At 44.1% G+C, this 26,262-nt stretch carries 22 protein-coding genes and 1 pseudogene; 3 read left to right on the forward strand and 20 right to left on the reverse strand.

Annotated elements, in window-relative coordinates:
- Positions 1-143: 143 nt before the first annotated feature.
- The 14 genes and pseudogenes from MKX60_RS02165 to MKX60_RS02230 form a co-directional block, all read right to left on the reverse strand.
- The gene (locus MKX60_RS02165; protein ID WP_042123539.1) at positions 144-884 is read right to left on the reverse strand and encodes a TerC family protein; all 741 of its coding nucleotides are present in this window, start codon (positions 882-884) and stop codon (positions 144-146) included.
- Between the two features lie 26 nt (positions 885-910).
- A complete protein-coding gene (locus MKX60_RS02170; protein WP_341058997.1) occupies positions 911-2,242 on the reverse strand; it encodes a TerD family protein in 1,332 nt (443 codons plus the stop codon).
- A 232-nt stretch (positions 2,243-2,474) separates the two neighbouring features.
- Positions 2,475-3,056 carry a TerD family protein gene (locus MKX60_RS02175; protein WP_076299900.1) on the reverse strand — a complete coding sequence of 194 codons (582 nt, stop codon included), beginning with the start codon at positions 3,054-3,056 and terminating at the stop codon, positions 2,475-2,477.
- Positions 3,057-3,107: 51 nt separating this feature from the next.
- Complete coding sequence (locus MKX60_RS02180; protein WP_042184261.1) at positions 3,108-3,683, reverse strand: TerD family protein; 576 nt, start codon at positions 3,681-3,683, stop codon at positions 3,108-3,110.
- A gap of 29 nt (positions 3,684-3,712) precedes the next feature.
- Entirely contained in the window at positions 3,713-4,309 is a 597-nt protein-coding gene (locus MKX60_RS02185) for a TerD family protein (protein WP_076285126.1), read from the reverse strand.
- Between the two features lie 126 nt (positions 4,310-4,435).
- A complete protein-coding gene (locus MKX60_RS02190) occupies positions 4,436-4,882 on the reverse strand; it encodes a tellurite resistance TerB family protein (protein WP_042184258.1) in 447 nt (148 codons plus the stop codon).
- Between the two features lie 157 nt (positions 4,883-5,039).
- Positions 5,040-5,210, reverse strand: a pseudogene (locus MKX60_RS02195) (peptide ABC transporter ATP-binding protein); the annotation flags it as partial.
- A gap of 86 nt (positions 5,211-5,296) precedes the next feature.
- Positions 5,297-6,172 (reverse strand): N-carbamoylputrescine amidase, encoded by an 876-nt coding sequence (gene aguB, locus MKX60_RS02200; protein ID WP_076285125.1) that lies wholly within the window; start codon positions 6,170-6,172, stop codon positions 5,297-5,299.
- A 53-nt stretch (positions 6,173-6,225) separates the two neighbouring features.
- On the reverse strand, positions 6,226-7,254 hold the full coding sequence (locus MKX60_RS02205) for an agmatine deiminase family protein (protein WP_076299901.1): 1,029 nt from the start codon (positions 7,252-7,254) through the stop codon (positions 6,226-6,228).
- Positions 7,255-7,399: 145 nt separating this feature from the next.
- Complete coding sequence (gene yfcE / locus MKX60_RS02210) at positions 7,400-7,948, reverse strand: phosphodiesterase (protein WP_076299902.1); 549 nt, start codon at positions 7,946-7,948, stop codon at positions 7,400-7,402.
- A 125-nt stretch (positions 7,949-8,073) separates the two neighbouring features.
- Positions 8,074-9,558 carry a glutamate synthase subunit beta gene (locus MKX60_RS02215; protein ID WP_076299903.1) on the reverse strand — a complete coding sequence of 495 codons (1,485 nt, stop codon included), beginning with the start codon at positions 9,556-9,558 and terminating at the stop codon, positions 8,074-8,076.
- A gap of 295 nt (positions 9,559-9,853) precedes the next feature.
- The gene (gene pulA, locus MKX60_RS02220) at positions 9,854-11,809 is read right to left on the reverse strand and encodes a type I pullulanase (RefSeq protein WP_076299904.1); all 1,956 of its coding nucleotides are present in this window, start codon (positions 11,807-11,809) and stop codon (positions 9,854-9,856) included.
- Positions 11,810-11,930: 121 nt separating this feature from the next.
- Positions 11,931-12,554, reverse strand: a complete 624-nt coding sequence (locus MKX60_RS02225; protein ID WP_076285120.1) for a C39 family peptidase — start codon at positions 12,552-12,554, stop codon at positions 11,931-11,933.
- Positions 12,554-14,755 (reverse strand): PAS domain S-box protein, encoded by a 2,202-nt coding sequence (locus MKX60_RS02230; RefSeq protein WP_341058998.1) that lies wholly within the window; start codon positions 14,753-14,755, stop codon positions 12,554-12,556. The genes MKX60_RS02225 and MKX60_RS02230 overlap by 1 nt, the downstream gene beginning before the upstream one ends.
- A 280-nt stretch (positions 14,756-15,035) precedes the next feature.
- Here MKX60_RS02230 and MKX60_RS02235 point away from each other — a divergent pair, with 280 nt between their 5' ends.
- Positions 15,036-15,851 carry a hypothetical protein gene (locus tag MKX60_RS02235; RefSeq protein WP_076285118.1) on the forward strand — a complete coding sequence of 272 codons (816 nt, stop codon included), beginning with the start codon at positions 15,036-15,038 and terminating at the stop codon, positions 15,849-15,851.
- Here MKX60_RS02235 and MKX60_RS02240 read toward each other — a convergent pair.
- Positions 15,844-16,620 (reverse strand): YheC/YheD family protein, encoded by a 777-nt coding sequence (locus MKX60_RS02240; protein WP_256716337.1) that lies wholly within the window; start codon positions 16,618-16,620, stop codon positions 15,844-15,846. The two genes, MKX60_RS02235 and MKX60_RS02240, sit on opposite strands and share 8 nt — an antisense overlap.
- Before the next feature lie 182 nt (positions 16,621-16,802).
- On the opposite strand from MKX60_RS02240, the gene MKX60_RS02245 reads away from it, so the two are divergent.
- Positions 16,803-17,906, forward strand: a complete 1,104-nt coding sequence (locus MKX60_RS02245; RefSeq protein WP_076299906.1) for a glycosyltransferase family 4 protein — start codon at positions 16,803-16,805, stop codon at positions 17,904-17,906.
- Positions 17,907-17,965: 59 nt separating this feature from the next.
- Here the strand turns inward: MKX60_RS02245 and MKX60_RS02250 are convergent, their stop codons facing one another.
- On the reverse strand, positions 17,966-19,207 hold the full coding sequence (locus tag MKX60_RS02250) for a DUF445 domain-containing protein (RefSeq protein ID WP_076285116.1): 1,242 nt from the start codon (positions 19,205-19,207) through the stop codon (positions 17,966-17,968).
- A gap of 273 nt (positions 19,208-19,480) precedes the next feature.
- Here MKX60_RS02250 and MKX60_RS02255 point away from each other — a divergent pair, with 273 nt between their 5' ends.
- Complete coding sequence (locus MKX60_RS02255) at positions 19,481-20,344, forward strand: Cof-type HAD-IIB family hydrolase (protein ID WP_042184240.1); 864 nt, start codon at positions 19,481-19,483, stop codon at positions 20,342-20,344.
- 101 nt (positions 20,345-20,445) lie between these two features.
- On the opposite strand, the gene MKX60_RS02260 is transcribed toward MKX60_RS02255, so the two are convergent.
- From MKX60_RS02260 to MKX60_RS02275, 4 genes are all read right to left on the reverse strand, one after another.
- On the reverse strand, positions 20,446-22,674 hold the full coding sequence (locus MKX60_RS02260; RefSeq protein ID WP_076299907.1) for an amylo-alpha-1,6-glucosidase: 2,229 nt from the start codon (positions 22,672-22,674) through the stop codon (positions 20,446-20,448).
- A 64-nt stretch (positions 22,675-22,738) separates the two neighbouring features.
- Positions 22,739-23,617 carry a carbohydrate ABC transporter permease gene (locus MKX60_RS02265; protein ID WP_042184238.1) on the reverse strand — a complete coding sequence of 293 codons (879 nt, stop codon included), beginning with the start codon at positions 23,615-23,617 and terminating at the stop codon, positions 22,739-22,741.
- Positions 23,618-23,635: 18 nt separating this feature from the next.
- Positions 23,636-24,526: an ABC transporter permease gene (locus tag MKX60_RS02270; RefSeq protein WP_042184236.1), complete on the reverse strand. Its 891-nt coding sequence runs from the start codon at positions 24,524-24,526 to the stop codon at positions 23,636-23,638.
- Between the two features lie 22 nt (positions 24,527-24,548).
- A complete protein-coding gene (locus MKX60_RS02275; RefSeq protein ID WP_341059000.1) occupies positions 24,549-26,261 on the reverse strand; it encodes an ABC transporter substrate-binding protein in 1,713 nt (570 codons plus the stop codon).
- Position 26,262 lies beyond the last annotated feature (1 nt).

Here is a 26,262-nt window from a genome sequence, read left to right on the forward strand (position 1 = left end):
CCAAGCAAAACAAGCGCAGGCCTCTCCTATAGAGAGTGGCAGAACCAGCTATACCCTATCCGGTTCTCTCATATATAAGTGAAGGCCTACGCTATAAACATATACGATTACCTGAAAGCAGCAGTGTTCAACTAGCTTTGAAATCAAGCATTTCTATGGGCTTCTTTTTTCTTACGCAGTACGCTGTAAAGGATCGTACCACCGAATACAAGAATAATGATTGAAAAGAATAATACATGTGGCATTTCGTACCCAAAAGCGCCCGCGAGCATTTTACCAGCAATAATGGCAATAAGCGCAAAAGCGGCACGCTCGAGTTCCGGAATTTTATCAATAAGCTTTAAGAATAATTGCGCTACTCCCCGCATCATCAGAACGCCTATGATTCCGCCCATAAAGAGCACCCAAACCTGGTTACTAACACCAAATGCAGCAATAACACTATCAATACTAAAAGCAATATCCATTAATTCAACAAGGAGAACCGTCTTCCAAAAAGAGAACCCCTTATTCTCGATCTTCTCATCGCCACCGCCCTTAAATAACCCGCCATAAGCGATATAAAAGAGATAGGCTGCACCAAGAACCTTAACCAACATGAATTTAATAAGAAATGTCCCTAGACCGATAGCCAAAAACCTGAATACATAAGCTCCTATAATACCGTAAAAGAGCGCCTTCTTCTGTTGTTCTTTAGGTAAATGCTTAACCATGACGGCGAGAACAAGCGCATTATCTGCAGAGAGCAGTCCCTCTAGCAGAACTAAGCTACCAATAATGCCCCAGCTAACCGGGTCTGAGAGCGTACCTACCACATCGCTCCATGAGAAAAAATGACCGTAGTTCTCACTAATATTCCTAAAAAAATCAGCGAACCAATCCATTACACTTGCGCCTCCGAAAAAATCGTCTATTTACTGCCAGCAACCCAGCGCAGTCCCCAACCATATGCCTCATCAATCTCCCGATGACCACTGTAATATTGGACCAGCCGTTCAACACTGAATGTCTCGTTATTCACATTCCGAAATAACGCGATGGCACACATGCCTTTGCGGTTGTTATGCTCGTCCAAATTGACAATAATATCGGGGCCATCACCCTGGGTAATCGTGACAACACCGTCAGCTTCTGACCAATTGGTAACACCCTTATAAATAAAAGAAAAAATTAGAATCCGTTCAATATCAGCAATTTTGCTGCCATTAATCCGCAGATTCTCACCGGTTGTTACAGAGCCTGTCCGGTCATCTCCATCAAGCATGACATAAGGAGGTTGGTTCAATGAGCCAAAAGCATTGCCCAGCGCCTGAACTACTCCCTTACTGCCATTCTTCAACTCATATAGACAAGCAAGATCTAAATCCACACCATTTTTACGATTAAATAGCCCTCCACCCTGCTTCTGATTCCAGTTAAGGTTAATTAGCAATTCGCCCAAACCACCAGCTGATTTCTTCAGGTTGATCGAATCGCCTTTTTTCTTCAGTTCGATCTTCTTCAGGTTGAGATTGACCGGAGGGGGTGTTACAGGTGAAGGCGCAGCTGCAGGAGGAGGTGGAAACTGAATCTTAGGCTCCGCTACCGGCGCTGATTGACGTTTAAGCTCTGGCTGCGGCGGAGCAGCAGGCTTAGGCACTGGCTGCGGCGGAGCAGCAGGCTTAGGCACTGGTATTGGTGTCGGTGCCGGTTCATCGTTCGCTTCTATCCCAAAGTTCCTACACAGTTCCTGTAGACCACCAGCAAAACCCGCGGCAATGGCGCTGAATTTCCATTCACCGTTATATCTATATAATTCTCCTACCACAACAGCCGTTTCCACGGAGAAATGATTTTCAAGATCACATCGGAGAAGCTCCGCACCTGTTACTTGATTCAGAATCCGAAAATAGGCCTGATTTACCTGCCTAAAACTTTGACCTCGCTTCTCGCCATCATAAATGGTAAGTGTAAACGCGAGTTTCATCACATCAGAAGGAACTTTGTTTAGTTCCACGTCAAATTGCTTGAGGCTGTTTGATGTAGGCATTTCCTTATATCTGATATAAGGTGTAGACGGATTATTATAAAATATCAAATCCTCATCTTTGCTTACTTTACCTTGCGCTCCAAGCAAAAAAGCAGAAGTATCAATCTCAAGTGAAGATGGCGATTGCCAGCCAATCTCTACGATAAGAGAATCAAGTCCAGGATTGCCTTTAGTTAAATCAACCTTTTGTCCTTTGACAACTGTAATACCCATTCTTACACCACCTTTATAAATGGAGCAAGCATAAACGCCTTCGGCATCCTTATAAGGACGGCAAGCGTTTAAGCGAGAAATATAAGACATAATGTATCGTGTGAAACTTATATTTTTAAATAACTCCACAAAGTGGAGTTTATACTTCGAGACCCATTCCATTTCCTTTGTGAGGCAATCCATAAAGAATTAAAAAAAGGGCAGGATCGGTGATGACCCCGCCCGGAAGATGCTATTGCGCGTCCAGCCCATAATTTTTACACAATGCGCTAAGGCCGCCGCCAAAACCACTACCTACTGCCTGGAATTTCCAATCCGCACCATTGCGGTAGAATTCGCAGAATACAACTGCCGTCTCTGTTGAGAAATCTTCACCCAGGTCGAAACGGAGTACTTCACGATCTGTGGAAGCATCCACAACACGTACGAAAGCATTGGAGACTTGTCCAAAGTTCTGTGCACGAGTTTCGTAATCATAAATCGTTACGGTAATACCAATACGCTGAATATGGGCAGGGACTTTGCTAAAATCAACGATAATTTGCTCGTCATCTCCGTCGCCTTCTCCTGTACGGTTATCTCCCGTGTAGACTACAGAGCCTGCGCCACCATTTGGGTTGTTATAGAATACAAAATCATCTGTACCTTTAGCTTTGCCGTCTTCATGAAGCAGAAACGCTGAAGCATCGAGGTCAAAATCTTGACCTCCACTATACTTATTAGTGTCCCAGCCCAATCCAACTACTACCTTTGTCAGACCTGGATTAGTCTTGGTAAGATCAATCCGCTGTCCTTTGGAAAGACTGATCGTCACTGACATAACCTTCTTTCATGAGTGGATTCAGTTCACTGTGTACTACAAGATTTATTGCAAGCCGTAATCGCGAGTCAAACCGCTCAAGCCGTCTTTGTAGCCGCTACCGATTGCATTGAACTTCCACTCTGCACCATGACGGTACAATTCACCGACAACAACGCCAGTTTCAATAGAGAAGTCTTCACCCAAATCGAAACGGATTAGTTCTTCATTGTTCAAATCATTTACGATACGCACATAAGAACGAGAAACTTGACCAAAGTTTTGGCTTCTTGTTTCAGCTTCATAAATTGTAATAGTAAAAGCTACCTTTTCTACATCCGCTGGGATACTCAAAAGATCCACTTGAATCTGCTCATCATCACCATCGCCGTCACCTGTACGGTTATCACCTGTATGAACAACAGAAGCGTTCTCGTTCTGTTTATTATTGAAGTAAATGAAGTTGGTTTCTTTTTCAACTTTGCTGTTCGCATTAGTCAAGAATACGGAAACGTCCAAGTCGAAATCTTTACCGCCGTCATATTTATTAGTGTCCCAACCAAGACCTACTGTGATTTTGGATAGACCTGGATTTGTTTTTGTTAAATCGATCTTTTGACCTTTGGATAGATTAATTGCCATGATAACATTCCTCTTTTCTTTTATTTGGATTATACGTAGCGTTCTGCCAGTTGATTGATATGTGCCGCGTGACTACCCTCACCAATTGCGGCGAACTTCCACTCTCCACCTTGACGGTAAAGTTCCCCACAAATAAGCGCCGTATAGCCATTATAATTATCAGATAGGTTGAAACGGATTAGCTCATTGTTGCCTACAGCGTTCATCACACGGATATAAGCTGATTTAATCAATCCGAAATCCTGTTTACGGTTCGTGGCATCATAAATATTCACAACTACCAGAACCTTGTGTACATCGGAAGGAATGGCATTCAGGTTAACCATGATTTGCTCATCGTCTCCGTCACCATCACCCGTGAGATTGTCTCCGGAGTGAATGACAGAGTTACAAGGACTTTGCTTGTTATGGAAGCACACCAGGTTACCCTTCTTAACTAGCTTACCATTCTCGTTCAGCATCAGTGCTGACGCGTCACAGTCCACGTTAGCCTGTTTCTTCACACCGAAGAATCCTCGAGCTGGCTCAGCCGGATCCCAACCTAAACCTACAATTACGTTAGATAAGCCTGCATTACCTTTTGTGAGATCAATCTTCTGACCTTTTACCAGATTAATTCCAGCCAACTTTACGTACCTCCATTCCCTAAAAAGAATCACCATCTATTAGTCTAGCTTTTGGATGTTATATGAGTGATACGCTAAAGAACTAAATACGTTTCATCCGAACTCATGTATATGGTATTACATCATTTATAAACTGAATTCACCAGGGTTTAATCCCAAGACACCGCAAATATGCCGCACAACTGCTTTTTCATTGTCATCAAAATCACCATCAGCTGATCCAATAGCTGAACACACACCCACAATTACACGTCCCACATCTGGTTTACCGGTAAACTTACCGATTGCTTTCAATGCTTCCTGCTTACCGATTTCTGGTGAGAACTCAAAGTTACTTACATAAAAGTTGAACTGGGTAATGACATCTCTCATGTCAAACACCTTAAGCTCATTACTCATATTCATGTAACCAGCCATTTTATTCTTTTCAGCTTCTTCTATTTTACCGTCGGCAGCAGCAACCAAGGCGCAGCCCGCAACTACCGCATTCATGAAATCTTTATTTTTGAATTTCTTTACTTGTTCTGTTAGTCCGTTTTTGGTTGTGTTCAACCAGTTTTTAAATGTGCTCATCGTTTTCTCCTTCTATCACTGCAAGATTATGATAACAAAAGATATCCCAGAGCCTCCTCTCCACGTATCCGACAGAATTTTCATAGTAGATCCCTGAATCACGGTTTACTCTTCTAATATACCTGATAAAATAGCAATATTCTACTTTTCCAGACTTTTACAGTACTTTTGATAGAAAAGATTGTGTCCGATCTTGCACAGGAATTCCGAACAATTGCTCCGGACTGCCATCTTCCACGATTTCGCCCTGTTCCATGAACAGCATACGATCACCAACCTCACGCTCAAAGCCCATTTCATGGGTCACAACGATCATCGTCATTCCCTCACTTCTCGTTGAAACACCAAAAAAAGCATTGCCAGAGATTCTATCCTCTCTAGCAATGCCTTTAGCATATTTAACTGTGAAGTCTTTTAAAGAATGATGTCCCCATCATAAGAACCAATCATTTTGTACAGATCCGGTCGGCGATCACGGAAGACGCCCCACTCGATCCGTCCGACTTCCAAAGCATCCAGATCAAATTCGCTCACTATTACAGCTTGCTCGTCCCGGCCTGCTTCAACAATTTTATTGCCTTGCGGTCCCGCAATGAACGAAGAGCCGTAGAAATTAATGCTAGAATCTTCATCAATTTCTTCACCGATACGGTTGGAGGCAACGACTGGAATAAGGTTAGCCGCTGCATGCCCAAGCATACAAGTCTGCCAATGATCTTTAGAGTCGATCGATCCATCCTGCGGTTCTGATCCGATAGCGGTTGGATAGAAGAGAATTTCTGCTCCCATCAGGCTCATCACTCTAGCCGCTTCCGGGTACCACTGATCCCAGCAAATCCCTACACCAATCTTGGCATAGCGAGTGTTCCATACTTTAAAGCCAGTATCTCCCGGATTGAAGTAGAATTTCTCTTCATACCCTGGGCCATCTGGAATATGGCTCTTGCGGTATTTGCCCAGTATCGTTCCATCGGCATCGATTACAGCTAGTGAATTGTAACGTGCGTAGTTCTTTTTCTCATAAAAACTGATTGGCAGCACCACTTGCAGTTCCTTGGCTATTGCTGTGAAATGATTAATCGCTTTGTTATGCTCAAGCTCTGTTGCATATGCGTAATAATCAGCCTTCTCTTTCTGACAGAAATACGGAGTCTCGAACAGCTCCTGCAGCAAAATAATTTGTGCTCCCTGTGCCGCCGCTTCTCTGACCAATGTTTCAGCTTTGCTGATATTCTCATCAATATTGCTGGAACAGCTCATTTGCGTCGCAGCTACTTTTACATTTCTCAAGAATCTGTCCTCCTTATATATAAATGTCCCTTTGGACGTTTAGTTTCCTTCAATTATTGCTGAGCAGGCATTTGTTGCGTAGTGCAGTGAACGTTCCCGCCCTCGGTGATGACCGCCATACCGTTAACTGTACGAATCTTACGTTCCGGGAACAAACCAGCCAGTACTTCCTCGGCAAGTTTATCTGTTTCCACCGCTGTACCGCCAAACACAGGTAAAATAATTCCACCATTTACGAAATAGAAGTTCAAATAACTGAGCGTCAGACGGCTGCCGTCATGATCCATCCGTGGTGGTTGCTGAATCTTGATGATCTCCAGCTTACGCCCTTTGGCATCTTTGGCATTCTCCAAAATACGAAGATTCTCCTGTGTAATCTCAAAATTCTCGTCCTGCGGATCCTCACAGACCTGAATAATGACTTTACCTGGAGCAGCGAAGCAAGCGATATTATCCACATGACCATCGGTTTCATCACCACTTAGACCACGCTTAAGCCAGATAATAATTTCTGTACCTGTATAATTGCGCACGTACTCTTCAATATTCTCGCGCTTCAAATCCGGGTTGCGGTTCGTATTGAGCAGACATTCTTCTGTAGTAATCAAGGTGCCTTCTCCATCCGTATGAATCGAGCCGCCTTCCATCACAAGAGGCGCATCAAAGCGTGTCACTTGTGAGTGTTCGAGAATCTGTGGAGCTACCTCATCATCCAGATCCCAAGGTGAATATTTACCGCCCCAGGCATTAAACTTCCAGTTCACGCCTGCTAGAACGCCGTCTTTATTAACAACAAAGGTAGGCCCGTTATCACGCAACCAAGCATCGCTATGCTTTATAGGTAGTAGCGTTACATTCGGTCCGCTGACCAGACGTTCTACCTTTTCCACGTCCTCCGGGTTAACGATGACCGTAATCGGTTCAAACTCGGCAATAGCTGTAATAATGTCAGCATAACCTTGGCATACCGACTCGTGGTTGTCCGGGAAACACATAGATTCCTGCACCGGCCAGGAGATAAAAGTACGTTCATGCTTGCCCCATTCCGGTGGCATTGTATAGTTCAAATCTTTAGGATTCATGTGTTAACTACCTTTACTATTATATTTGGAGCCAGCCCTGCCCTAAAACTCCTACCTCATCATACAATAATATGTTCTAGTGCTCAATTCCCTAGAACACTAATAATGTTGGAAGGAATTCGGGCCACATGTGATCTGACTGAGCTTATAGTGTAATCCTTTTTACCACATCGCCCTCAAAATCCTTAACGATGAATTCTCCACCCTCAAGGATACCATAGGAATTCGGATTATTCTCTTTAGGCAGCGATATCGAACCGGGATTCAGCACGTATACGCCCTCTTTTACATCCGCAACGGGAAGATGGGTATGCCCCTGAATAAAGATATCCTTCTCAGATAATGCCGGTAAATTCTCAATGCTAAAGCCATGTCCGTGTGTAACATAGATTCGTCTGCCTTCATGCAGGAGCATGACATAATCACCCATCATCGGGAATTGAAGCAGCATCTGGTCCACCTCAGCATCGCAGTTACCACGTACTGCCGTTATAGGCTGCTTTTTGTTATATTCATTCAGTTTATTAGCAACACCCTGTGGGTCGTAACCCTTCGGCAGTGGATTTCTGGGACCGTGATATAAAAAGTCTCCTACGATAACAAGACTGTCTGGCTGTTCTTCCTCTACCTTTTCCAAAGCCCGTTCTAGCCAGAATAAAGATCCGTGAATATCGGAAATAAACATTAGCTTCATCATGTATTCTCCTTTTCGACTAAAGTAGATCATGTTCTTAGGTTACAATTTTAACCTTGAATAGGCCAACAACGCAAAAGCGGACGTCCCCCAAAAGGAACGCCCTGCTCTATATACCTCAATCCTTACGGTAAATTCGATGATCCCATCAAGAATCGGTCCACTTCGCGGGCTGTCTGACGCCCCTCATCAATGGCCCAAACTACAAGGCTTTGTCCGCGGCGCATATCACCTGCTGTGAATACCGCCTCTACATTGGTCGCTTGTGCTCCGAACTCCGCCTTGGCATTTCCGCGCTCATCACGTGCCACCCCAAGCTCACCTAGCACAATCTCTTCGGGCCCTGTGAATCCTAATGCGAGTAGTACCAGCTGTGCCTTTAGAACTTCTTCACTGCCTGGTACTTCAACCGGAACTATCCGTCCCTGTTCATTGCGAGTCCACTCAATGCGCACAGTATGCAGCTCCTGCACATGTCCACCATCGTCACCAACAAAACGTTTCGTCGAAACGAGATAACGACGTGGATCTTCCTTATACAGTGAAGCCGCTTCTTTTTGGCCATAGTCCACCTTAAGAACCTTTGGCCATTCTGGCCACGGATTGCTAGGCTGACGGGTCAGTGGAGCTTGTGGCATAATCTCAAGCTGGATCACACTACGACAGCCGTGGCGGATCGACGTAGCTACACAGTCTGTGCCAGTATCTCCGCCACCGATTACAACTACATCCTTATCTGCCGCAGACAAGTATTCACCATCAGCAAGCTCTGAATCCAGTAAGCTCTTAGTATTCAATGTCAGAAACTCCATCGCCTGATGAATGCCCCGCAGCTCACGGCCCTCTATAGGAAGCTCTCGTGCCTGCGTAGACCCGCCACACAAGACAACAGCATCGTGCTCCGCCTTGAGTTGTGACGCCGAGATATCTCTCCCAATCTCTGTACGAGTTACGAATGTAATGCCTTCAGCCGTCAGCAGGTCTACTCGGCGCTGAACCGTCTTCTTATCCAGCTTCATGTTCGGAATACCATACATCAACAAACCACCAATCCGATCTGCCCGTTCATACACGGTCACCGAATGCCCTGCCTTGTTAAGCTGAGCTGCACAGGCAAGACCTGCTGGACCCGAGCCCACTACAGCTACCTTTTTACCTGTGCGAGTAAGCGGGGGCTCAGGAACAATCCAACCTTCTTCAAAACCTCTATCTACAATCGACTTTTCAATCGACTTTATCGTTACGGGCTTGCCGTTCATCCCTACTGTACAAGAACCTTCACAAGGTGCCGGACACACACGTCCAGTAAATTCAGGGAAGTTATTGGTCTTATGCAGACGTTTCAGTGCAACCTCCCAGTTCCCACGATAAACCATATCATTCCATTCAGGAATCAAGTTGTGTAGAGGGCAGCCGGAAGCCATACCCGACAACAGACGTCCTACATGACAAAATGGCGTACCACAGTCCATACAACGTGCGCCTTGCTCGCGCAGATTCTCTTCATCCAGAGGAATCGAGAATTCATCCCAATTCTTAATCCGCTCCAGCGCCTCACACTCCGAAGGCGTCTGCCGTTCAAATTCCAAAAATCCGGTTGCTTTCCCCATCTCTCTCATCCTCTCTAAATATCCCCACAGATATATACTTCCTAAACCGTTAAAAAAGAAAAGTACGCGCTATGTTTGTCTGCTGCCAAGCCTATGCCACTCTAAAGCGCCAAAGTAAATGCCTTCATATTAACATCCAATATCATCATCGAAAATGAGTAATGTCACCTTTTTATGTAAAATGAAACAATCAAATTAAGAAAATGGAAAAACAAAAAAAAGCACACAGTGTACTGTACCTGATTAAAGTACGTTACTCCGCATGCTTTTCAATAATGATCTTGTAAAAGACTATTTATTTCGCCGTCAGGACTACTGTCCCAATTCCATTTACAGTTAGCTTATTTCCAGTCAGCTCCTGCGTAAGATCAGCCCCGAAGATGGTCTTCCATGCTCCAAGCTGCGGCAGAACCACAGTGGTCTGTTCAGCATTCGCATTAAAAAGAACATAAATATGCTTCGCTGCATCTCCTCCAGCATGGCCACGTAGCGTGTAAGCTACTGCACTTGCCGGTGCTTTTTCAAAAACCAAATGGTTCCGAATGTCCGCTGCTGTTCGCATACGGAAGGCCGGGTGAGCTTTACGCAGTTCGATTAACTGTTTCATATACGCCACATCTTCCTGATGCGCGGCGCACAATTCCCAGTCCATACGATTGATCTCGACCGAAGATTTATAGCTGTTCTCCACCCCGTCCTTCGTACGCATAAACTCCTGCCCTGCATGGATAAAAGGAATCCCCTGACTCATGAACACTATCGCAGAAGCTAGTCTGTGCATGGAACGGCGCTGAGTAATCGTCTCACCCTCGGTGGACAATACGATTTTATCCCATAAGGTATGATTATCATGACACTCCACATAATTAACGTTTTGCTGAGGCTCCTCGGCAAATTGCTTAATTCCTGGGCTGAAGTCAATTCCTCCCGCAATCCCCGCCTTGATCGCAGGCTCCAGACCCATCATTCCACTGATGAAGCCCGGCTGATCGTACAAAAAGATATTTCCTTTAATAGCATCCCTGAAATCATCATTAAAATGTCCGATTCCCGGCATAAGGGAGGCATTCTTCTGATGAGCGAGCCGTTCCATCGGTAGCTCAGTCCCCATCATCCAGCCTTCACCGATCGTCATGATAGACGGATCTATTCCATCCAGACGCCGCCGGGTTTCCCGCATCGTATCGACATCCATCAAGCCCATCAAATCAAAGCGGAAGCCGTCGATATGGTATTCTTTAGCCCAATAGACCACGGACTCCACAATGAAGCGGGACATCATCAAGCGTTCTGTAGCCACGTCATTGCCACAGCCTGAGCCATTCGACAGGCTTCCGTCTTGTTTATAACGCAAATAATAGCCAGGAACCAGTTTAGTGAAATTCACGCGATATCCGTCGTACACATGGTTGTAAACAACATCCATAATGACGCGGAGTCCACGATCATGAAGCGCTTGAATCATTGTTTTTAGTTCTTGAATGCGTAGTCCGGGCACATAAGGATCCGTAGCATAGGAGCCTTCAGGAGCATTGTAGTTCTTCGGATCATAACCCCAGTTAAAATGAGGCTCATCCAGCTTCGTCTCATCTACACTCTCTGTAGAATAATCATAAATAGGCAATAGCTGCACGTGGGTTACACCGAGATCTGCGATATGATCGAGTCCGGTGAGAATGCCCTCTGGTCCGCGGGTTCCTTCTTCCGCCAAAGCGAGATATTGACCCTTATGAGCCATACCGCTTGCTGGATGAATGGATAAGTCACGCAAATGAAGCTCATAAATAATAGCGTCTACAGGATCCTCAAACGACGGCTTATCTTCCGTCCACCGCTCAGGGTCCGTCTTGCGCAAATCTAGAATAGCACCTCTGTCCCCATTCACGCCGACAGCACGCGCGTAAGGATCAGCTGCTTCATTCCACTGTTCACCTAGACGCACTCGGTAGGTATAGAACTTGCCATCTAAATCACCGTCAACCGTAGCTCTCCACGTTCCCCGAATATCGCGAATCATAGCATATTTGGACCCCGCAGCTCCCTGCCATGAATCATAAATTACTAGCTCTGCCTCCTGAGCCGTAGGGGCCCACAAGCAAAATGATGAACAGGCCGATGAATATGTAAGTCCGAGATCATCCCCGTCATAACTAAACAACTGATCAAACTCCTGAGCGAATACGGAAATCCCTCTAGTAGTCGCAGGATCACCATAATAAATCGGTTCCTTCATTTCCTTTTGTACGGACAAAGCACCTATCCCCTTTTCCAGTTATTAACTGGATTATAGTATGATCCTCGAATTTGTGCAAACGTTTGGACTCAAAATAACCAGATCATTTTTCCAGGGTAATTGCATAGCTAAATCACGATTAACTAGGCGTTTCTATGATATTCATTCCCACCATTGTAATGATGTCTTTATTTGCATAATATGGGATGCGGTGTTCTTTACAAAGAGCAATCCTTCCATCCTTATACCTCACACCATTATCCTGAACGATGAGGATTGGAAGATCCCCGTTATCAGGTACTTCATATCCTATTCCTAATACCCAATGGTAATCGTAAGCAAAATTCCCTCTCCACCGAAAATTAAACCATTTATCAAATTTAACAGCTACTGGCCGACCTGCATCAATCTCCACTTTATACACATCAAAATCGTTAAAAGTAGAGACAGAAAGCTTATGTCCCCCTTTTGGCGAGGTTGAAGAGTGGATATAAGCTGTGATCCCCTTTACAAAACTACGTGTACTCATCCCCAAAGGGGTACCTCCGTGATGACTGTATATGTAATTAATATGAGCTGCTTTAGAGTGAAAATGACCTTTGCCACGAATAAAGTCCATTCCTAGCTGGGTATTCCAATACTCGGTTAAAGCTGCCAGCGTAGCTGGTCCACATGCAGAAGACGGGGATGAAACCCCAGCCTCCCACTGTGTGTATGGATCTACCGATAGTTTGTTACTGAGACTGGAGTTTCTATGCCTCATCAGGATGGTTCTCCCTTTGAAGAGTTCGGCTTAGAAGCTGAAAGGGCAGGGCCTTCCGGAAGTAAAATCACATTTTCACCGACATCCATAGATCCCTCTGAATTAGATCGTGATTCCATTTCCTGTGCGGGCTTCTGCTCTGCCTGGGCAATATCTTCCTCATCGCCCTCATATTTACTTTCAGGATTAATCTGTAGCGTGAAATAGAAATTAGAGCCGTTTCCTTCGCTACTCTCCACCGCAATGGCTCCGCCCATCAGCTCGACAAGCTTCTTGCAAATGGCTAGTCCTAAACCCGTCCCGGCATACTTACGATTAAACGAGGAGTGCAGCTGGTAGAATGATTGAAACAACTGATGCTGCTTTTCTAAAGGAATACCTATCCCCGTGTCTCTGACATTAAACTTCAAGGTCAATTTCTTTGAAACCACGGACAATTTTTGCTCCACATAAATACAGACTTTACCTCGGTCAGTAAATTTAATCGCATTACTGACCAGATTAACCAATACCTGACGTAATCGTCCCGCATCTCCCATAATGAACGTAGGAACTCCTGGTGCCATGCTGTAAGACAGCTCAAGATTTTTTTCCAAAGCCTTAGCCATAAATAGATCCGTTACACTGTCCATTACCTCTCGAAGATGTACGGGCTCATGTACGATCATCATTTTTCCGGCCTCAATTTTACTGTAATCGAGAATTTCATTCAGAATATATAGAAGAGAGCTACTGCTCTCCTTAATAATATTTGTGTACTCACGTTGTTCTTCATCTAGTTCTGTCTCGGCAAGCAGATCAGTCATCCCCACAATACCGTTCATCGGCGTGCGTATTTCATGACTCATAATGGCTAGAAACTCTGATTTAGCCTGGTCCGCTTTTTCCGCAGATTCCTTCGCCCGAATGATCTCCTTCTCATCTGTAATATCCCTGAACACGACTACAACACCCTTAGGTTCACCTTTATCAAAAAGAGGGGTTACTTGGTACTCCGCAAGAAAGCTTGTACCATCTTTACGCCATAAGACTGCATCCTTGCTCTGGTAAGATCCCCCTGACCTAATGGCTTTGATAAGTGGCGACTCCTCTGGCCGGTAATGGATCCCATCAAGCGCTGTCTGCTGAATATGATCTAGATAGGTATGACCCATGATCTCATCATGTTCATAGCCGAGCATATGCAAACCTGCAGGGTTGATGAAGGTCACCTTCTCCTCCATATCGAGTCCAAAAATACCCTCCGAAACTGCATTTAATATAAGGGTGTACTCATTGCTTAGCTTCTCAATTTGTTCTGTATATCTTATACGTTCCGTAATGTCACGGGAAATACCATATACACCAACCACTTGATCGTCTACAATGATCGGAATATTAGTGGTATTAATCTCTACAAGATGGCCTTCTTTATGAATAAGCGTCAGATCATAGCTTTGGGGATAGCCCTTAGCAGCTAAGTTAAAATGATACAGCGTCTTCTCCATGTCCTTCTCATGCACAACGGGACCAAAGTACATTCCGATCAGTTCTTCCAGCGAATACCCGGTCAGCTTCTCCAGATTCGCATTGGCTGTTAAATAATCCCCTTGCAAATTCATTGAGTACACAGCAGAGGGATTATATTCAAATAAGGATTTATAGCGCTGTTCATTCTCCTGAAGCTTGAATTCGAACTGTTTGCGCTCTTCAACTGCATGACGCGAGATTAAATCCAGCGAATTCTCGGACATCAATCTATAATTACGTTCACTTTGATAAATCTGTTCCTCTAGATCTCGTTGATCTGCCATTTGTTGATCTGCAATCTTTCGGTCCGTAATATCTTCGGCGTACACAATAATACACGAAGGGGCTTGTCCTGCTGTTCCAAATCCTGAGAATGTCAGGGAAAGCCATACCGGTTGATCCCCTTTGCGAAAGCATTCTTCCTTCTTCCAGCTCCCTGCTGGAGAATTCTGAAGCTCATCCATCACCAATCTATAGGAAAGCTCTTTCGAAGACGTCTGTCTATTTTCCATTTCTGCAAAAATAGCCCCAGCAAGAAACTCAGCTTCCGTAAAGCCAAGGAAATTGCAAAAAGCCGGATTGACCTTCAGCCAGTTACCCTTACCATCATTTAAAGACAGTACGGCTATTCCCTCTGGGGACCTCATAAATGCATGTTCCAACATTGTGCTATATTCTACCGCGTTATCCATCTACGCCAGACCTCCTTTGTTGCGAACGTTGCATCCTTTATTCCATCCTAAGTTCAGTATACGATAAGAGAAGTGAGTATAGAAATGCCCTCCGTATCATTTTGAATTGTGAATAGCTTAATTTTAAATATTGACTGGATGGCCTGGGGCAAACTATTATTAAACATAATAATATCGTTCGTGACCTATTACGCTGGAAGCACCCGTAATAAAGGCTTTTGCCTTTGCTACGGGTGCTTTTTTTTGTTGCCATTAGGTTACGACAATAGGAGGAGAATAAATGAAAATATTTAAGTCAGTGCCCTTACTACTGCTTACGATCCTGCTACTGCTAAGCACATCATCAGGAGCTATTGCTGCATCTACAACAGAATTAACCCCCTCTGTTAAAGCGGCTTTTGATCTGACGGCCGCAACGGCAGATGGTCCTGCCAGGGTTAAGCTGACTTCTCTTTACAATGATTTATCCACCTTAAAGCTGCAGTATGATCAGCGCGAGGAGCAAATCCGAATCCTTCACTACAATAATGAGCAATCGCTAGTTGGGGTTCGTCAACAAATTAAAGGGATTGATCTTGAAACAGTGACCCGATTGGAAGCCTCCGTTAAGAGTAGCAAGCAGCGCTATCAGCCTTTATTTGACCAGTATAGTACACTTAACAAGCGAATTAGTATCGCCAAGTCACTTAAGGACAAGACCTTGAATACCGTACTACGTGCCCAAGGTGATGCTATGAAGATCTTGGTTCAGTTGGCACGCCAAGAGATCAGTGACAAGCAGAATCAGCTGAACGCCGCGAAAAAGAAACGTTCCCAAAAGATAGCCGAAGCTCGTAAAACCTTGTCTGGCATTGAAAGTCCTCAAATCACGATCAAATCTAACAAGAGCGTGATCACCTCGTTAAACAAACGTGTCTCAGCAGATTGGACTGACTTTAAAGCAGCGATTCGCAAACAAAACCTTACTCTAACCACCCAGTCCTTAGCTGCACTGGTCTCCGGTTACCGTCAGATCGCAACCCATAAGCAAAAAATAATTGAGCTCGAACAAAAGGTTTCCCTTGTTATTGCGAATACGAAGAAGCAAATCAGTTAGCGGACTTCTTCTTCTCATTTGCTCTGCGGTAAGCCATCACTTTGCGGTACATGCTTTTATTAGAGAGATGTTTGAAAATATATGGATCTGGACTCGTATTCACTTCAATAATCCAAGGCGTCATGTGGTTATCTAATCCTACATCTACACCAATCTGTTTAAAGCCAGGATATTTCTTATGGTAGAAACGTCCGGTATCCTCACCTAGCTTTCGCAATATCTTAAGCATCTGAGCTTGTTGAGCATCGTTCAAATAAGGCGACAGCAGCTTCTCCATAGACATTAGCGTACCACCGTTATGATAATTGGTAACAATCTTGCCCTTCTCAGCTACTCGGCCAATCAATCCGGTAGTTTCCCATTTGCCACGCGGACTGAGCTGGACCATCACACGGATATCAAAACGATGCTTTCCGTGCTTTAGCAAAACAATCCCTCTCTGAATCAAGTAACTGCGTCCGCGTGTTGCTTTCTTAAGGGATGAATAAAAGGTGTCATAGGCTCCAAAGGTTTTTATCTTTGTTCCACTTTGGTATTTGTATTCTGTTCCATGAGAATCCTTACTCTGTTCAACCTTCATTACACCGTTACCATAGGTGCCATGTTCCGGCTTAACGTAAATCATCCCATATTTCAAGAGCATCGTTCTTAAGTTTGCTTTACTAAACTTCACTGTTTCTGGAATGAGCGGTGAAATCTCGGAACTTTGCATGAGCACCTTGGTTTTAATCCATTTGCTGGTCAACGCAGACTTTAACTTTGTTCCCAATTGCCCTCTCCCCTGTCACTCAAATAATGATCACAGCCTTGCTTAACCTTAGTATTTTATGCTCCGACTATATGAATGGAATGGGTTGAACGCCCTCTCCGCTCTCAGATGTATCTCTAGATACTCAAGCTGCATATGGTGGGAAGAGGATAACCATTAGCGGATCAGAGGAGGCATGAACCATGCATATTTGTATTATTGCGCCGGAACGTCTCCCGGTTCCGGGAGACGGGTCAGTAGAAATCTGCATTTGGGCCATTGCCAGAAGGCTGGCTGAGAAACATAAGGTTACCATTGTGAGCCGCAAAGTGCCGGGACTGCCCGATGCTTCCATATTGGAGCGGGTCAGAATCATTCGGTTGCCCGCAAGTACTCCCGTTCATTATCGTACTTCGGTATTAGACTACATTCAGAATGAGTCATTTGATATAGTTCAGGTCGATAATCGCCCTCATCTTATGTCTGCTGTAAAGAAACGGCTCCCTCATCTTCCGGTATTTCTATTTCTGCATTCTCTTACATTCACACCGGACACAGTTAAGACTGCTAGGGCCTTGGCTAGAGCAGATCTGATTATTGCGAATAGCCACTCTCTACAGCGAAGACTAACCCGTCGCTTCCCGCAATTGAACAATGAAATTCGTATCGTCCTGCTCGGAGCAGATCTTGATCGATTCACTCCTGTAGCGATACAGGAAAAATACCATCTTCGCAAACTTTACAGACTCCCGAGGATCTTTACCGTATTGTTCGTCGGTCGAGTCATTCCCCGCAAAGGCGTGCCCGTATTGATACGTGCTATGTACCATTTAAATAAACACCTTCCCGCTCATCTTGTAATTGCAGGCAAAGGGAAACCATCATATTTGCGACAGCTGAAGCTGCTTGCACGGCGACTAGGCGTATCCGTCTCCTTCCTTGGAAATGTAGCTCATGAGGATATCCATACCATTTATCAAGCAGCCGACTGCTTCGTATGTCCTTCTCAGAATCATGAATCCTTTGGGCTTGTTAATGTAGAGGCCATGGCCTCGGGACTACCGGTCATCGCTTCTAGCAATGGCGGTATCCGTGAGATTATCGACTCCGGCCATAACGGATATCTGGTGGAACGATATCGCGAGGCCTTGCCCTTTGCTAGAGATTTGCTGCGACTAGGCCGGAATCCGGAGGTAGCAGCAACCATTGGGAAACAAGGACGAGCGGATGCGCTTGAAACCTTCAATTGGCAACGTACAGCAACTGATTTGGAACGGCTTTATCAAGCTGCCTTCGTACAGCAATAGATCCCTACAATCATAAAAAAGTAGTCCGCCTCCATTCACTGGAGACGGACTACTTTGATTTAAATAAATTGAACAACTGTAAGTACAAGCCCTACAACAAAACCGCATAAGGCACCGTTCACACGAATCCACTGAAGATCTTTACCTACTTTATCCTCCAGCATATTCACTAGACTAGCATCGTCCATGCTATCCAGATTCTCCTTCACCAAAAGACCGATTCGGAAGTGGTTAGCCTCTACAAATGCAATCAATGAAGCGCGAATCCGCTCCTCCCAGCTACCGATCCACTCTTGTTCCTTACTAATACGGCGCATAAGAAGGGTGTATAGTGCAAATAGTTTTCGTCCGCCAGCTGCCCGGTCCTCTTCTAATAAGGAGAGTGCCTTACTACGTACGTTCTCCAATTGAGTATGCAGAAAAGCAGTTACTGCTTCTCCCTCAAGCTCTTGTAGTGCCCATTCTTTCACAGAAGTCATTCTAGCCTCATCATTAACAATCTGGAACAACGCCACCCGGATTTCCCGGATGATCTCTTCACGATAAGGGCTATCCTCTTCACGAAAATCGCGAATACCGGACTGCAGCATGCCTTGCAGCATTTCACCAAGCATATCCGCATCCATGAATCCAACGAAAGCCTGAAAAGCCATCCCTTTCAGTCCACCGAGCTTTACTTCAGCCAGTTTCTCGCTGGCGATCTTACCCAGCATAGCTTTCGTTTCAGGACGACCGCTCCAGTTAGATACCCCTTCCAGCGCATAATCCAGAGCCGCTACATCTTTTCCGTCGTTCATTAATTTAGTGACAATCTTATCAGCCGCAACTCCAAGCTCCGCTTCACGAATATAGTCAGAGGCTGCCTTTTGAAGAAAAGGTACAGCTTTCTCTACCGGAAGACGTGACACGAATTCGCTAAGTTGCTCTAGGATCTGGGCTCTCGCCTTCTTCTTGCTAAAGAACTTCGTCAGCAGCTTGGAACTCATAGACATAATGCCAAACTTGCGCAGCTTGTTCTCAATACTCTCTTTGTTCAGCAGCTCAGTCTCCATAGCGGTAATTAACGACTGAATAATCTTATCCCGATTCTTGAGCAGCAGTGAGGTATGTGGAATACGCAGCCCGAGCGGATGGCGGAATAACGCGGTTACCGCGAACCAGTCGGCAATCCCCCCAACCAGCCCAGCCTCAAAGCCACCTCTTAGTAGAATTACAGCGAGATTTTCAGGTAGAAATAGTGTAATCAGAAACCCACATGCCATAAAAGCTAGTGACATGGTGGCCAAGTTTTTGGATCTCACGATTAGTCCCCCTTACATACACAGCTGCCGATGTCCTTACGCAGGAAAAATACCGACGGATCACGTCCCACGAACATGAACTGACGATAAACTCGGCTAGTCGATTAGTTTAACAACTATTGTACCACGACTGAACTATATTCTAAAAATATACGATTAGACTAGGAATGAAAAGGTGTTTTTGGTTTTCAGAATATTAATGATAAGATACAATTAACGTTCTCACTAGCCCGCGAAGGGGACAACTATGACTGGATAAGGAGATCTTACATTATGCTGATTGCTTTAGATATGGATGGAACATTGCTGAACGAAGAAGGACAAATTAGCCCAAAGAACCGCGAGGCGATTATAAAGGCTCAAAATTTAGGTCATATCGTAATTATTGCTACGGGACGCTCTTTTATGGATGCGGAACGACAACTGCGGCTGGCAGATCTGGAATGCCCTGTAGTCAGTCTGAATGGCGCAGTGGTTACATTGTCTGACCACACGCTGGCAGCAAGTAAACCGCTGAAGAAGGAAGACATCATTCCTGCATTACGCTGGATGAACGAAATTCCGGATTTGTATTACGAGGTATACACAGAGGACAACGTATATGTGGAGCTCAATAAACGGGTACGATTAGAGAAACTATCTGCACTAAGTGAAGAAGAAGTACCTGAGGAAGTCAGCTGGCTGCTAAAAGCAATGATCGATCAGCAGTTTCAACAAGCGGCTGTAACTTACGTCGAAAGTATGGAAGAGATCTGGAGTAAAGAAGAAAACGTCATTTATAAAACATTAGCCTTTTCTCTAGACCGGGAACTGCTCAAAGAAGCCTCCACCCGCTTCGCCGCGATCCCTGGCCTTATTATTACAGCCTCCCATGTCAATAATATCGAAATTAACCATGAGGACGCCAACAAAGGCTCCGGTGTAGCTATGCTCGCCGCCCACTATGGCATCCCGCTAACAGATGTAGCCGTAATGGGTGACAGCTATAATGATCAACCGATGTTCGAGGTGGCAGGCTACCGGATTGCCATGGCTAACGCAGCACCGATTCTAAAGGAAATGGCTGAATTTGTTACAGTCAGTAATGCCGAAGATGGAGTGGCGACAGGACTTGAGCATCTTATGGCTAAATTCTGAACCAACATGCCTGGCTTAAATCATAAACTGCCAAAAAAACCTCTAACATCATCCTGAGGATGGGTTAGAGGTTTTTTTAAGATTGTCTTAACTAATTATAGCTACAGCTTTATACAAGGATGATTGTCCAAGCTCAATGGCTTGGCAAACTCAACGTCTTTTAATAACTCGTTATTCCGCTTATTGTGCATAACACGTGATTCGGATAGCACTGACTGAATCTCCTTGAGCATTTGACGATTCTCATCATATAAGGTAACTGCCAGTGTATGATCATCTTGTCTTACAACCAGCTCCATATTGGGCTTAACTTCAAGCGATACCGTTTCGAAAGGAGACATATCGATGATAACTTCCAGTCCCACATTCTTGAATGTATAGGCGTAAGTGATTTCAAGTCCACGGTTATACCTCGCTTCGATCTGTCCCTTTCCTATGTTCACATTATAAGTCAAGGATTCAAGCTCTTGCGGAATTCTTGGAGCAATTGTCAGTGTATTGTTAATCAGGTCTGGACGGATACCTAAGAAATATTGGTACCACACACGCAGGTGCTCAGCATTGGACCAAGCTTGCAGGTATGCACCCGTCAACTTCGCCCAGCTCTCACCTTCCTCTGGATAAGCATCCATATTCTCACAAAGTCCACCAACAACACCTAAATTCAAGGCCTGCCAGTTCATATTCTTGAATAGCTGATAGGCCGTTTCTTCCTGCCCTGCTTCAATCATACGCTGCATCGCAATACCATTAAGCCAAATCCAAACCGCACCGTTATGGTAAGCCTCGTCTTTCGGATAATGAGATGTTAAATGAAACGGACGAAACAATGGATGATGTCTATCTAGCGAAGCAACACCCCATGGATAGACCAACTCTTCCCACGCGGTACGAATCGCTCTAGCCTTAAAATCGTTATCATCAAACATTTCAAATGCAAATAACTGGTTTGGGCGCAGGGAGAATTCCGGCTTATCTTCTGCATCCAGTCTGTCTGCTAAATAAGGATGCGCTTGATCAATGAAATCGACCTCAAAATGGCGCTTCAAGGTTTCAGCAATGCCCTTCCATTTATCAGCATTCACCTTGTCATTCATATATTCAGCAAAGTAAACACCAGCAAGCAATTGGTTATACCAGAGTGCTTGAATATCGTTGGCACGGGTATCCCGAGGAGAATATGACTCCAAATTGCCATCCCGGGCATCCATCCAAGTTTCATTATCTGCGTGCTTCAAGTACCCTTTATCATCTACCCAATATTTTATGGAACCTTCAATACTATATTGTACATTGTGATACAGCTCTTTAATGATCGCTGTATCTCCTGAATACTTAACGTAATCCTGCAACTGGATAATGAATCGCGGCGTACCATCCGTTGTATGGTAATCCACTTTTCCAGGAGACAAGATATTTGGAATTCTACCAAAGTATTTAGAATCTTCGTCCGTATTCTGAAACTCTGCGAATGATAGCAAGATATTTCTAGCCGTTTCGAATTGCCCTGTAACGAGCACAGCGCCTGGAAGAGCTATGAATTGATCCCGTCCCCAATATTCGTTAAACCATGGTAGTCCTGCATAGATACCATCACCCTGCTGTCTAGTAACCAACTGATCCATTGTGATGTTCAACCAATTCATGGCTAAAGTAAACGTATCATCACTGCTGGTTAGATGGGCATTATGGTGTAAGAAATCTTCCATCCGCTTAACACGTTCATCTTTCAAAGTACTAATATCTTGTCTAGCTTTAAGGATTAAGCTTGCTGCTTCTTCGGATGTCTTACCTGCAGCGATATAATAACCCCCAGCGTTTGCATCGGCAATTAGAACTTCATTATCCATATGCAAAGGTGAAAGGTTGATAGCACTAACTGCAATCACCCAATCTCCCTCGATAGCGCTAAAGAACGCGAGATGATCCTGTTGGTTTATATAGCTAACATTCTCTCCCCTTAAAACGATGCCTATGTCTTCCTTAGCATTAGCGAGACTAATTTCTAATAGATTATGATAATCCAACAACCACAGCTCTTCTGTAAGATCGGCGTGCTTACGCACCATTTTATAAGGATAGGCCCAAACTTCAGCTTGTCGATTGTCTAGCTTCTGTTCACCTACGAATAAGGTGTATCCACCGAAAATTCTATTCTTAGCAATATTAAGTCCCTCAAAAAATGCATGTTCCACATGATCCGTATGATGGGATTGCGTAAAATAAAATGCTGCCTCTTTATTCGTAAATGAAATACTCCGATTGGCTTCTTGAGAGACAAATGTCTTCATGTCATCCAGAATTGATGTATGAACTTGATTACTATTCATTGTAAGCCTCCTACTTGAAAATAGTAGGCCGCTATGAAGCTTCATAGCGGCTGTCTACTAATATTTATTCTTTAACCGAACCAACGACAATCCCTGATACGAAATACTTTTGCATAAACGGATAAATCAACAACAATGGTAGCGTAGAAACTACGATTTTAGCAGCGTTCAAAGTCTTATTCGAAACTTTTGCTAATTCCAATAATTTTTCAGGATCCGTAATGTTTTGAACCTCAACGCTAAGCTGTTGGATATAGGTTTGCAATGGATAATTCGCCGTCTTATTAATATAAACCAGGGCACCAAAGTAATCATTCCAATGGCCCACAATAGTAAAGAGCGTAACGGTGGCAAGCGTAGGCAATACTATTGGGAGATAAATTGTCCCTAATATTCTCCACTGTGAAGCTCCATCTATATTCGCTGCTTCCTCTAGAGATTTCGGTACAGCGCGGAAAGCATTCATCAGCAAGATAACATTCCCTATCGGTACTGCACCCGGCAAGATCAATGACCAGATGGAGTCTAGAAGATTAAGCTCTTTGACTACCATAAAGGTTGGAATCAATCCGCCTGAGAATAACATCGCGAAGATAACGAGATTCATATAAACCTTCTGACCCGTGAATACTCGTGAACTTTTAGACAATGGATAGGCTGTAAGAATCATCAGTACCATATTCACAAGCAGACCTAACACTACCCGTTCTACAGAGATCATGAATGAACGCCAAAACTGGCTGTCAGACAATAATTTTTCATAGGAGCTAAACGTCGGATTAACCGGGAATATACTTACTAGATTTGCGGAAGCCGCCGCATTATCACTGAAAGAGATGGCTACTAAATTGACTAACGGTATGAGACAGGACAAGGCGAACGCTAGAACAAATACCCAGATAATAACATCTGCAATACGACCCTTGATGTTAGATGCGTAAATGGGAGAACCCCCCTTTCTTTAGAAAATACGATAATCCGTAAGTTTTTGGGCCAATTTATTCGCAGAAAGAATCAGTACGATACCAACGACCGACCGTAATAGGCCAACTGCTGTACCTAAGCTGTATTGTCTTTCTACCAGACCCACCCGATAAACGTAGGTATCAATAATATCCGAAGATTCATACACCAAAGGATTATACAGATTGAAGATCTGATCAAAACCAGCATTCAATACATTCGGCAAGTTCAAGGTTGTAACCAGCAAAATAGTTGGCATTAAGCCTGGCAACGTGATGTGCCACAGTTTCTTAAACCGGTTGGCTCCATCAATGGAGCCCGCCTCATAAAGTCCGGGATCAATGGATGTCAGGGAAGCTAGGTAGATGATTGAACCGTACCCAAAACCCTTCCAGACATCTGTTAATACTAGCATCGGTCTAAACCAGGTATTGCTGGCCATAAACAAGACCGGGTCAATCCCAAACCAACTTAACATGGCATTAACAGGACCTTCATAAGAGAAGATATTCATGACTACAGTAGCTAAGATCGCCCATGACAAGAAGTTCGGCAGATAAACAACCGTCTGTATGAATCGCTTAGCAAACTTTACCCGAATTTCATTTAATAACAGGGCAAACACGATGGATGTAAAAGTACCCACGATAATTTTCCATAACGCGATAACGATCGTATTACTGAAAATCTGTTTGCTGTCCGGAATTTGGAGCATAAATTTGAAATTATCAAGACCTACCCAGGATGAACCACTCATTCCCTTAGCCGGAACATAATTTTGAAAAGCCATTATAATACCGAACATTGGAATAAACGAAAAGATAATTAGGAAAATCATGCCTGGCGCCATCATGAGATGGAATGCTGTCTGATCTTTTTTATTTTTCATTTACGGATCATCTCTTTCAACATCATTTGGTTGCTATCGCTTCGTTAACTTCCTTAGTAATTACTTCGCCGCCAGTTTTATTCCAGCTTTCTACAAACTTATCAAATGCGTCAGGTGTTTGCTCACCTGTAATGATCTTCAAGTACATTTCAAGTTCCATTTTAGTAAGTGTCGGCCATTTCAACGTCATGGATGATGTACTTCCAAAGAATAATGGATTCACTTCTTTAATATTAGAGGCTTTCACCAAACTAGCTGTCGTAATACTGGAAGTATATCCAGCCCATGCATTGGAGTCTGGTGTTTCTCCATTCTTCTTACTATCAAGAAATTTCTTATAGGAGTTATAAGCCGTTAAATCCTCATTGCTAGTTAATTTACTTGTATCGCCTGTTTCTAATGCTTCTTTCATGATGTCAACGTTACGATAGAAAGCGTCATAATAATCGATATTAATGGCGAGCGGAGATCCGCCAACATTCATGCTCTTATAATCTTCAAATTCTTTCAAAGCTTTTTCATCTTTTTCTTGGTAACGCTGATAGTCATATTGAGCACTCACAAGCTTGGCTGCAAGTTCAGGATGTTCAAAGCCTTTGCGAACAACCAAATAACTGCTGGAAGGATTTCCAGTGAACATTGTAAGCGAGCCATCCTCTGATTGTGGGGCAACATAAGATACCCATTCCGCTTCTGGATTCAGCTTAAGTGTGTCAGCCACAGTCCAGCTTCCCCACCAGTTATCCATGAACGACCCACTTTTTCCGCTTGTAAGTAGCGCCTTGCGGTCATCACCAGTACGTACTGCAAACTGACGATCAATCAAGTTATTCTTGTACATTTCAGACAACTTGGTCAGTGCTGGCTTCATCTCTGGTTGAACAGATCCGTATACAGCCTTTCCACTTCCATCATCAATCCACTGTTTTGGATACGCACCATATAGTGAAAAGATATTATTAAATGAGAATTGTCCACCAGAGACACCGGCAACGTTTTCATTATCGACAACAAGACCTAGCGTCTTACCCGCTCCGTTACCACCTGGATCTTTTTCTACAAATTGCTTAATAATGTTCTCGACATCAGCCATTGATTTCGGCTCAGCAAGTCCCAATTTGTCCATCCAGTCTTTGCGAAGCCAGAGGATACCAGGACCATGTGAGATTTCAGTAGTTGGTATGGCCATCAGCTTGCCATCGAACTTTGCGCTATCCAGAACACGACCACCGTAGGAATCATAAATTTCCTTAATTCGATCGCTGGCAGTATTTTCATAAACCTCGGTCAGATCTGCAATCAGATCGTTCTCATAAAGCTGTTGCAATGTCGCGTAGTCAGGAACCACCATTAGATCAGGGATTTCACCGCTTACAATCGCCATCGAAACTTTCTGACTATAGTCTGTACCATCATTGGACTCAAACGAGGTCGTATTTTGAATGTTCAGCTTATCCTTGAAATATCTTGTCCACACATTGTTTGTGGCATTATCTTTCTCATAAGGCGTTCCTGCAAGTGCTGAATAGCTCGTTGCCACTTGTCCAACAGAATAAGTAACTGTTTCAGGATAGGCGCCAAATGGAGTCGTCTGTGCTTCTTTCCATGCAGGATCACTCGCATCTGTCTTTGGGGTAGATGCTGAAGAATTATTAGAACTTGAACAACCTACCATAGCAACAGCTAATAGTGATGCTAATATTATGGAGCTTGATTTTCTCAATTTATGTTTCATT

The organism is Paenibacillus sp. FSL R5-0914 (assembly GCF_038004525.1).
Classification (GTDB): domain Bacteria; phylum Bacillota; class Bacilli; order Paenibacillales; family Paenibacillaceae; genus Paenibacillus_AQ.

What these genes read in the sequence shown, in the direction of transcription:
- MKX60_RS02165 (WP_042123539.1), bottom strand. Translation starts at nt 884, where the DNA reads ATGGATTGGTTCGCTGATTTTTTTAGGAATATTAGTGAGAACTACGGT.
- MKX60_RS02170 (WP_341058997.1), bottom strand. Translation starts at nt 2,242, where the DNA reads ATGGGTATTACAGTTGTCAAAGGACAAAAGGTTGATTTAACTAAAGGC.
- MKX60_RS02180 (WP_042184261.1), bottom strand. Translation starts at nt 3,683, where the DNA reads ATGGCAATTAATCTATCCAAAGGTCAAAAGATCGATTTAACAAAAACA.
- MKX60_RS02190 (WP_042184258.1), bottom strand. Translation starts at nt 4,882, where the DNA reads ATGAGCACATTTAAAAACTGGTTGAACACAACCAAAAACGGACTAACA.
- MKX60_RS02205 (WP_076299901.1), bottom strand. Translation starts at nt 7,254, where the DNA reads ATGAATCCTAAAGATTTGAACTATACAATGCCACCGGAATGGGGCAAG.
- yfcE (WP_076299902.1), bottom strand. Translation starts at nt 7,948, where the DNA reads ATGAAGCTAATGTTTATTTCCGATATTCACGGATCTTTATTCTGGCTA.
- MKX60_RS02215 (WP_076299903.1), bottom strand. Translation starts at nt 9,558, where the DNA reads ATGGGGAAAGCAACCGGATTTTTGGAATTTGAACGGCAGACGCCTTCG.
- MKX60_RS02225 (WP_076285120.1), bottom strand. Translation starts at nt 12,554, where the DNA reads ATGAGGCATAGAAACTCCAGTCTCAGTAACAAACTATCGGTAGATCCA.
- MKX60_RS02230 (WP_341058998.1), bottom strand. Translation starts at nt 14,755, where the DNA reads ATGGATAACGCGGTAGAATATAGCACAATGTTGGAACATGCATTTATG.
- MKX60_RS02235 (WP_076285118.1), top strand. Translation starts at nt 15,036, where the DNA reads ATGAAAATATTTAAGTCAGTGCCCTTACTACTGCTTACGATCCTGCTA.
- MKX60_RS02245 (WP_076299906.1), top strand. Translation starts at nt 16,803, where the DNA reads ATGCATATTTGTATTATTGCGCCGGAACGTCTCCCGGTTCCGGGAGAC.
- MKX60_RS02255 (WP_042184240.1), top strand. Translation starts at nt 19,481, where the DNA reads ATGCTGATTGCTTTAGATATGGATGGAACATTGCTGAACGAAGAAGGA.
- MKX60_RS02260 (WP_076299907.1), bottom strand. Translation starts at nt 22,674, where the DNA reads ATGAATAGTAATCAAGTTCATACATCAATTCTGGATGACATGAAGACA.
- MKX60_RS02270 (WP_042184236.1), bottom strand. Translation starts at nt 24,526, where the DNA reads ATGAAAAATAAAAAAGATCAGACAGCATTCCATCTCATGATGGCGCCA.
- MKX60_RS02275 (WP_341059000.1), bottom strand. Translation starts at nt 26,261, where the DNA reads ATGAAACATAAATTGAGAAAATCAAGCTCCATAATATTAGCATCACTA.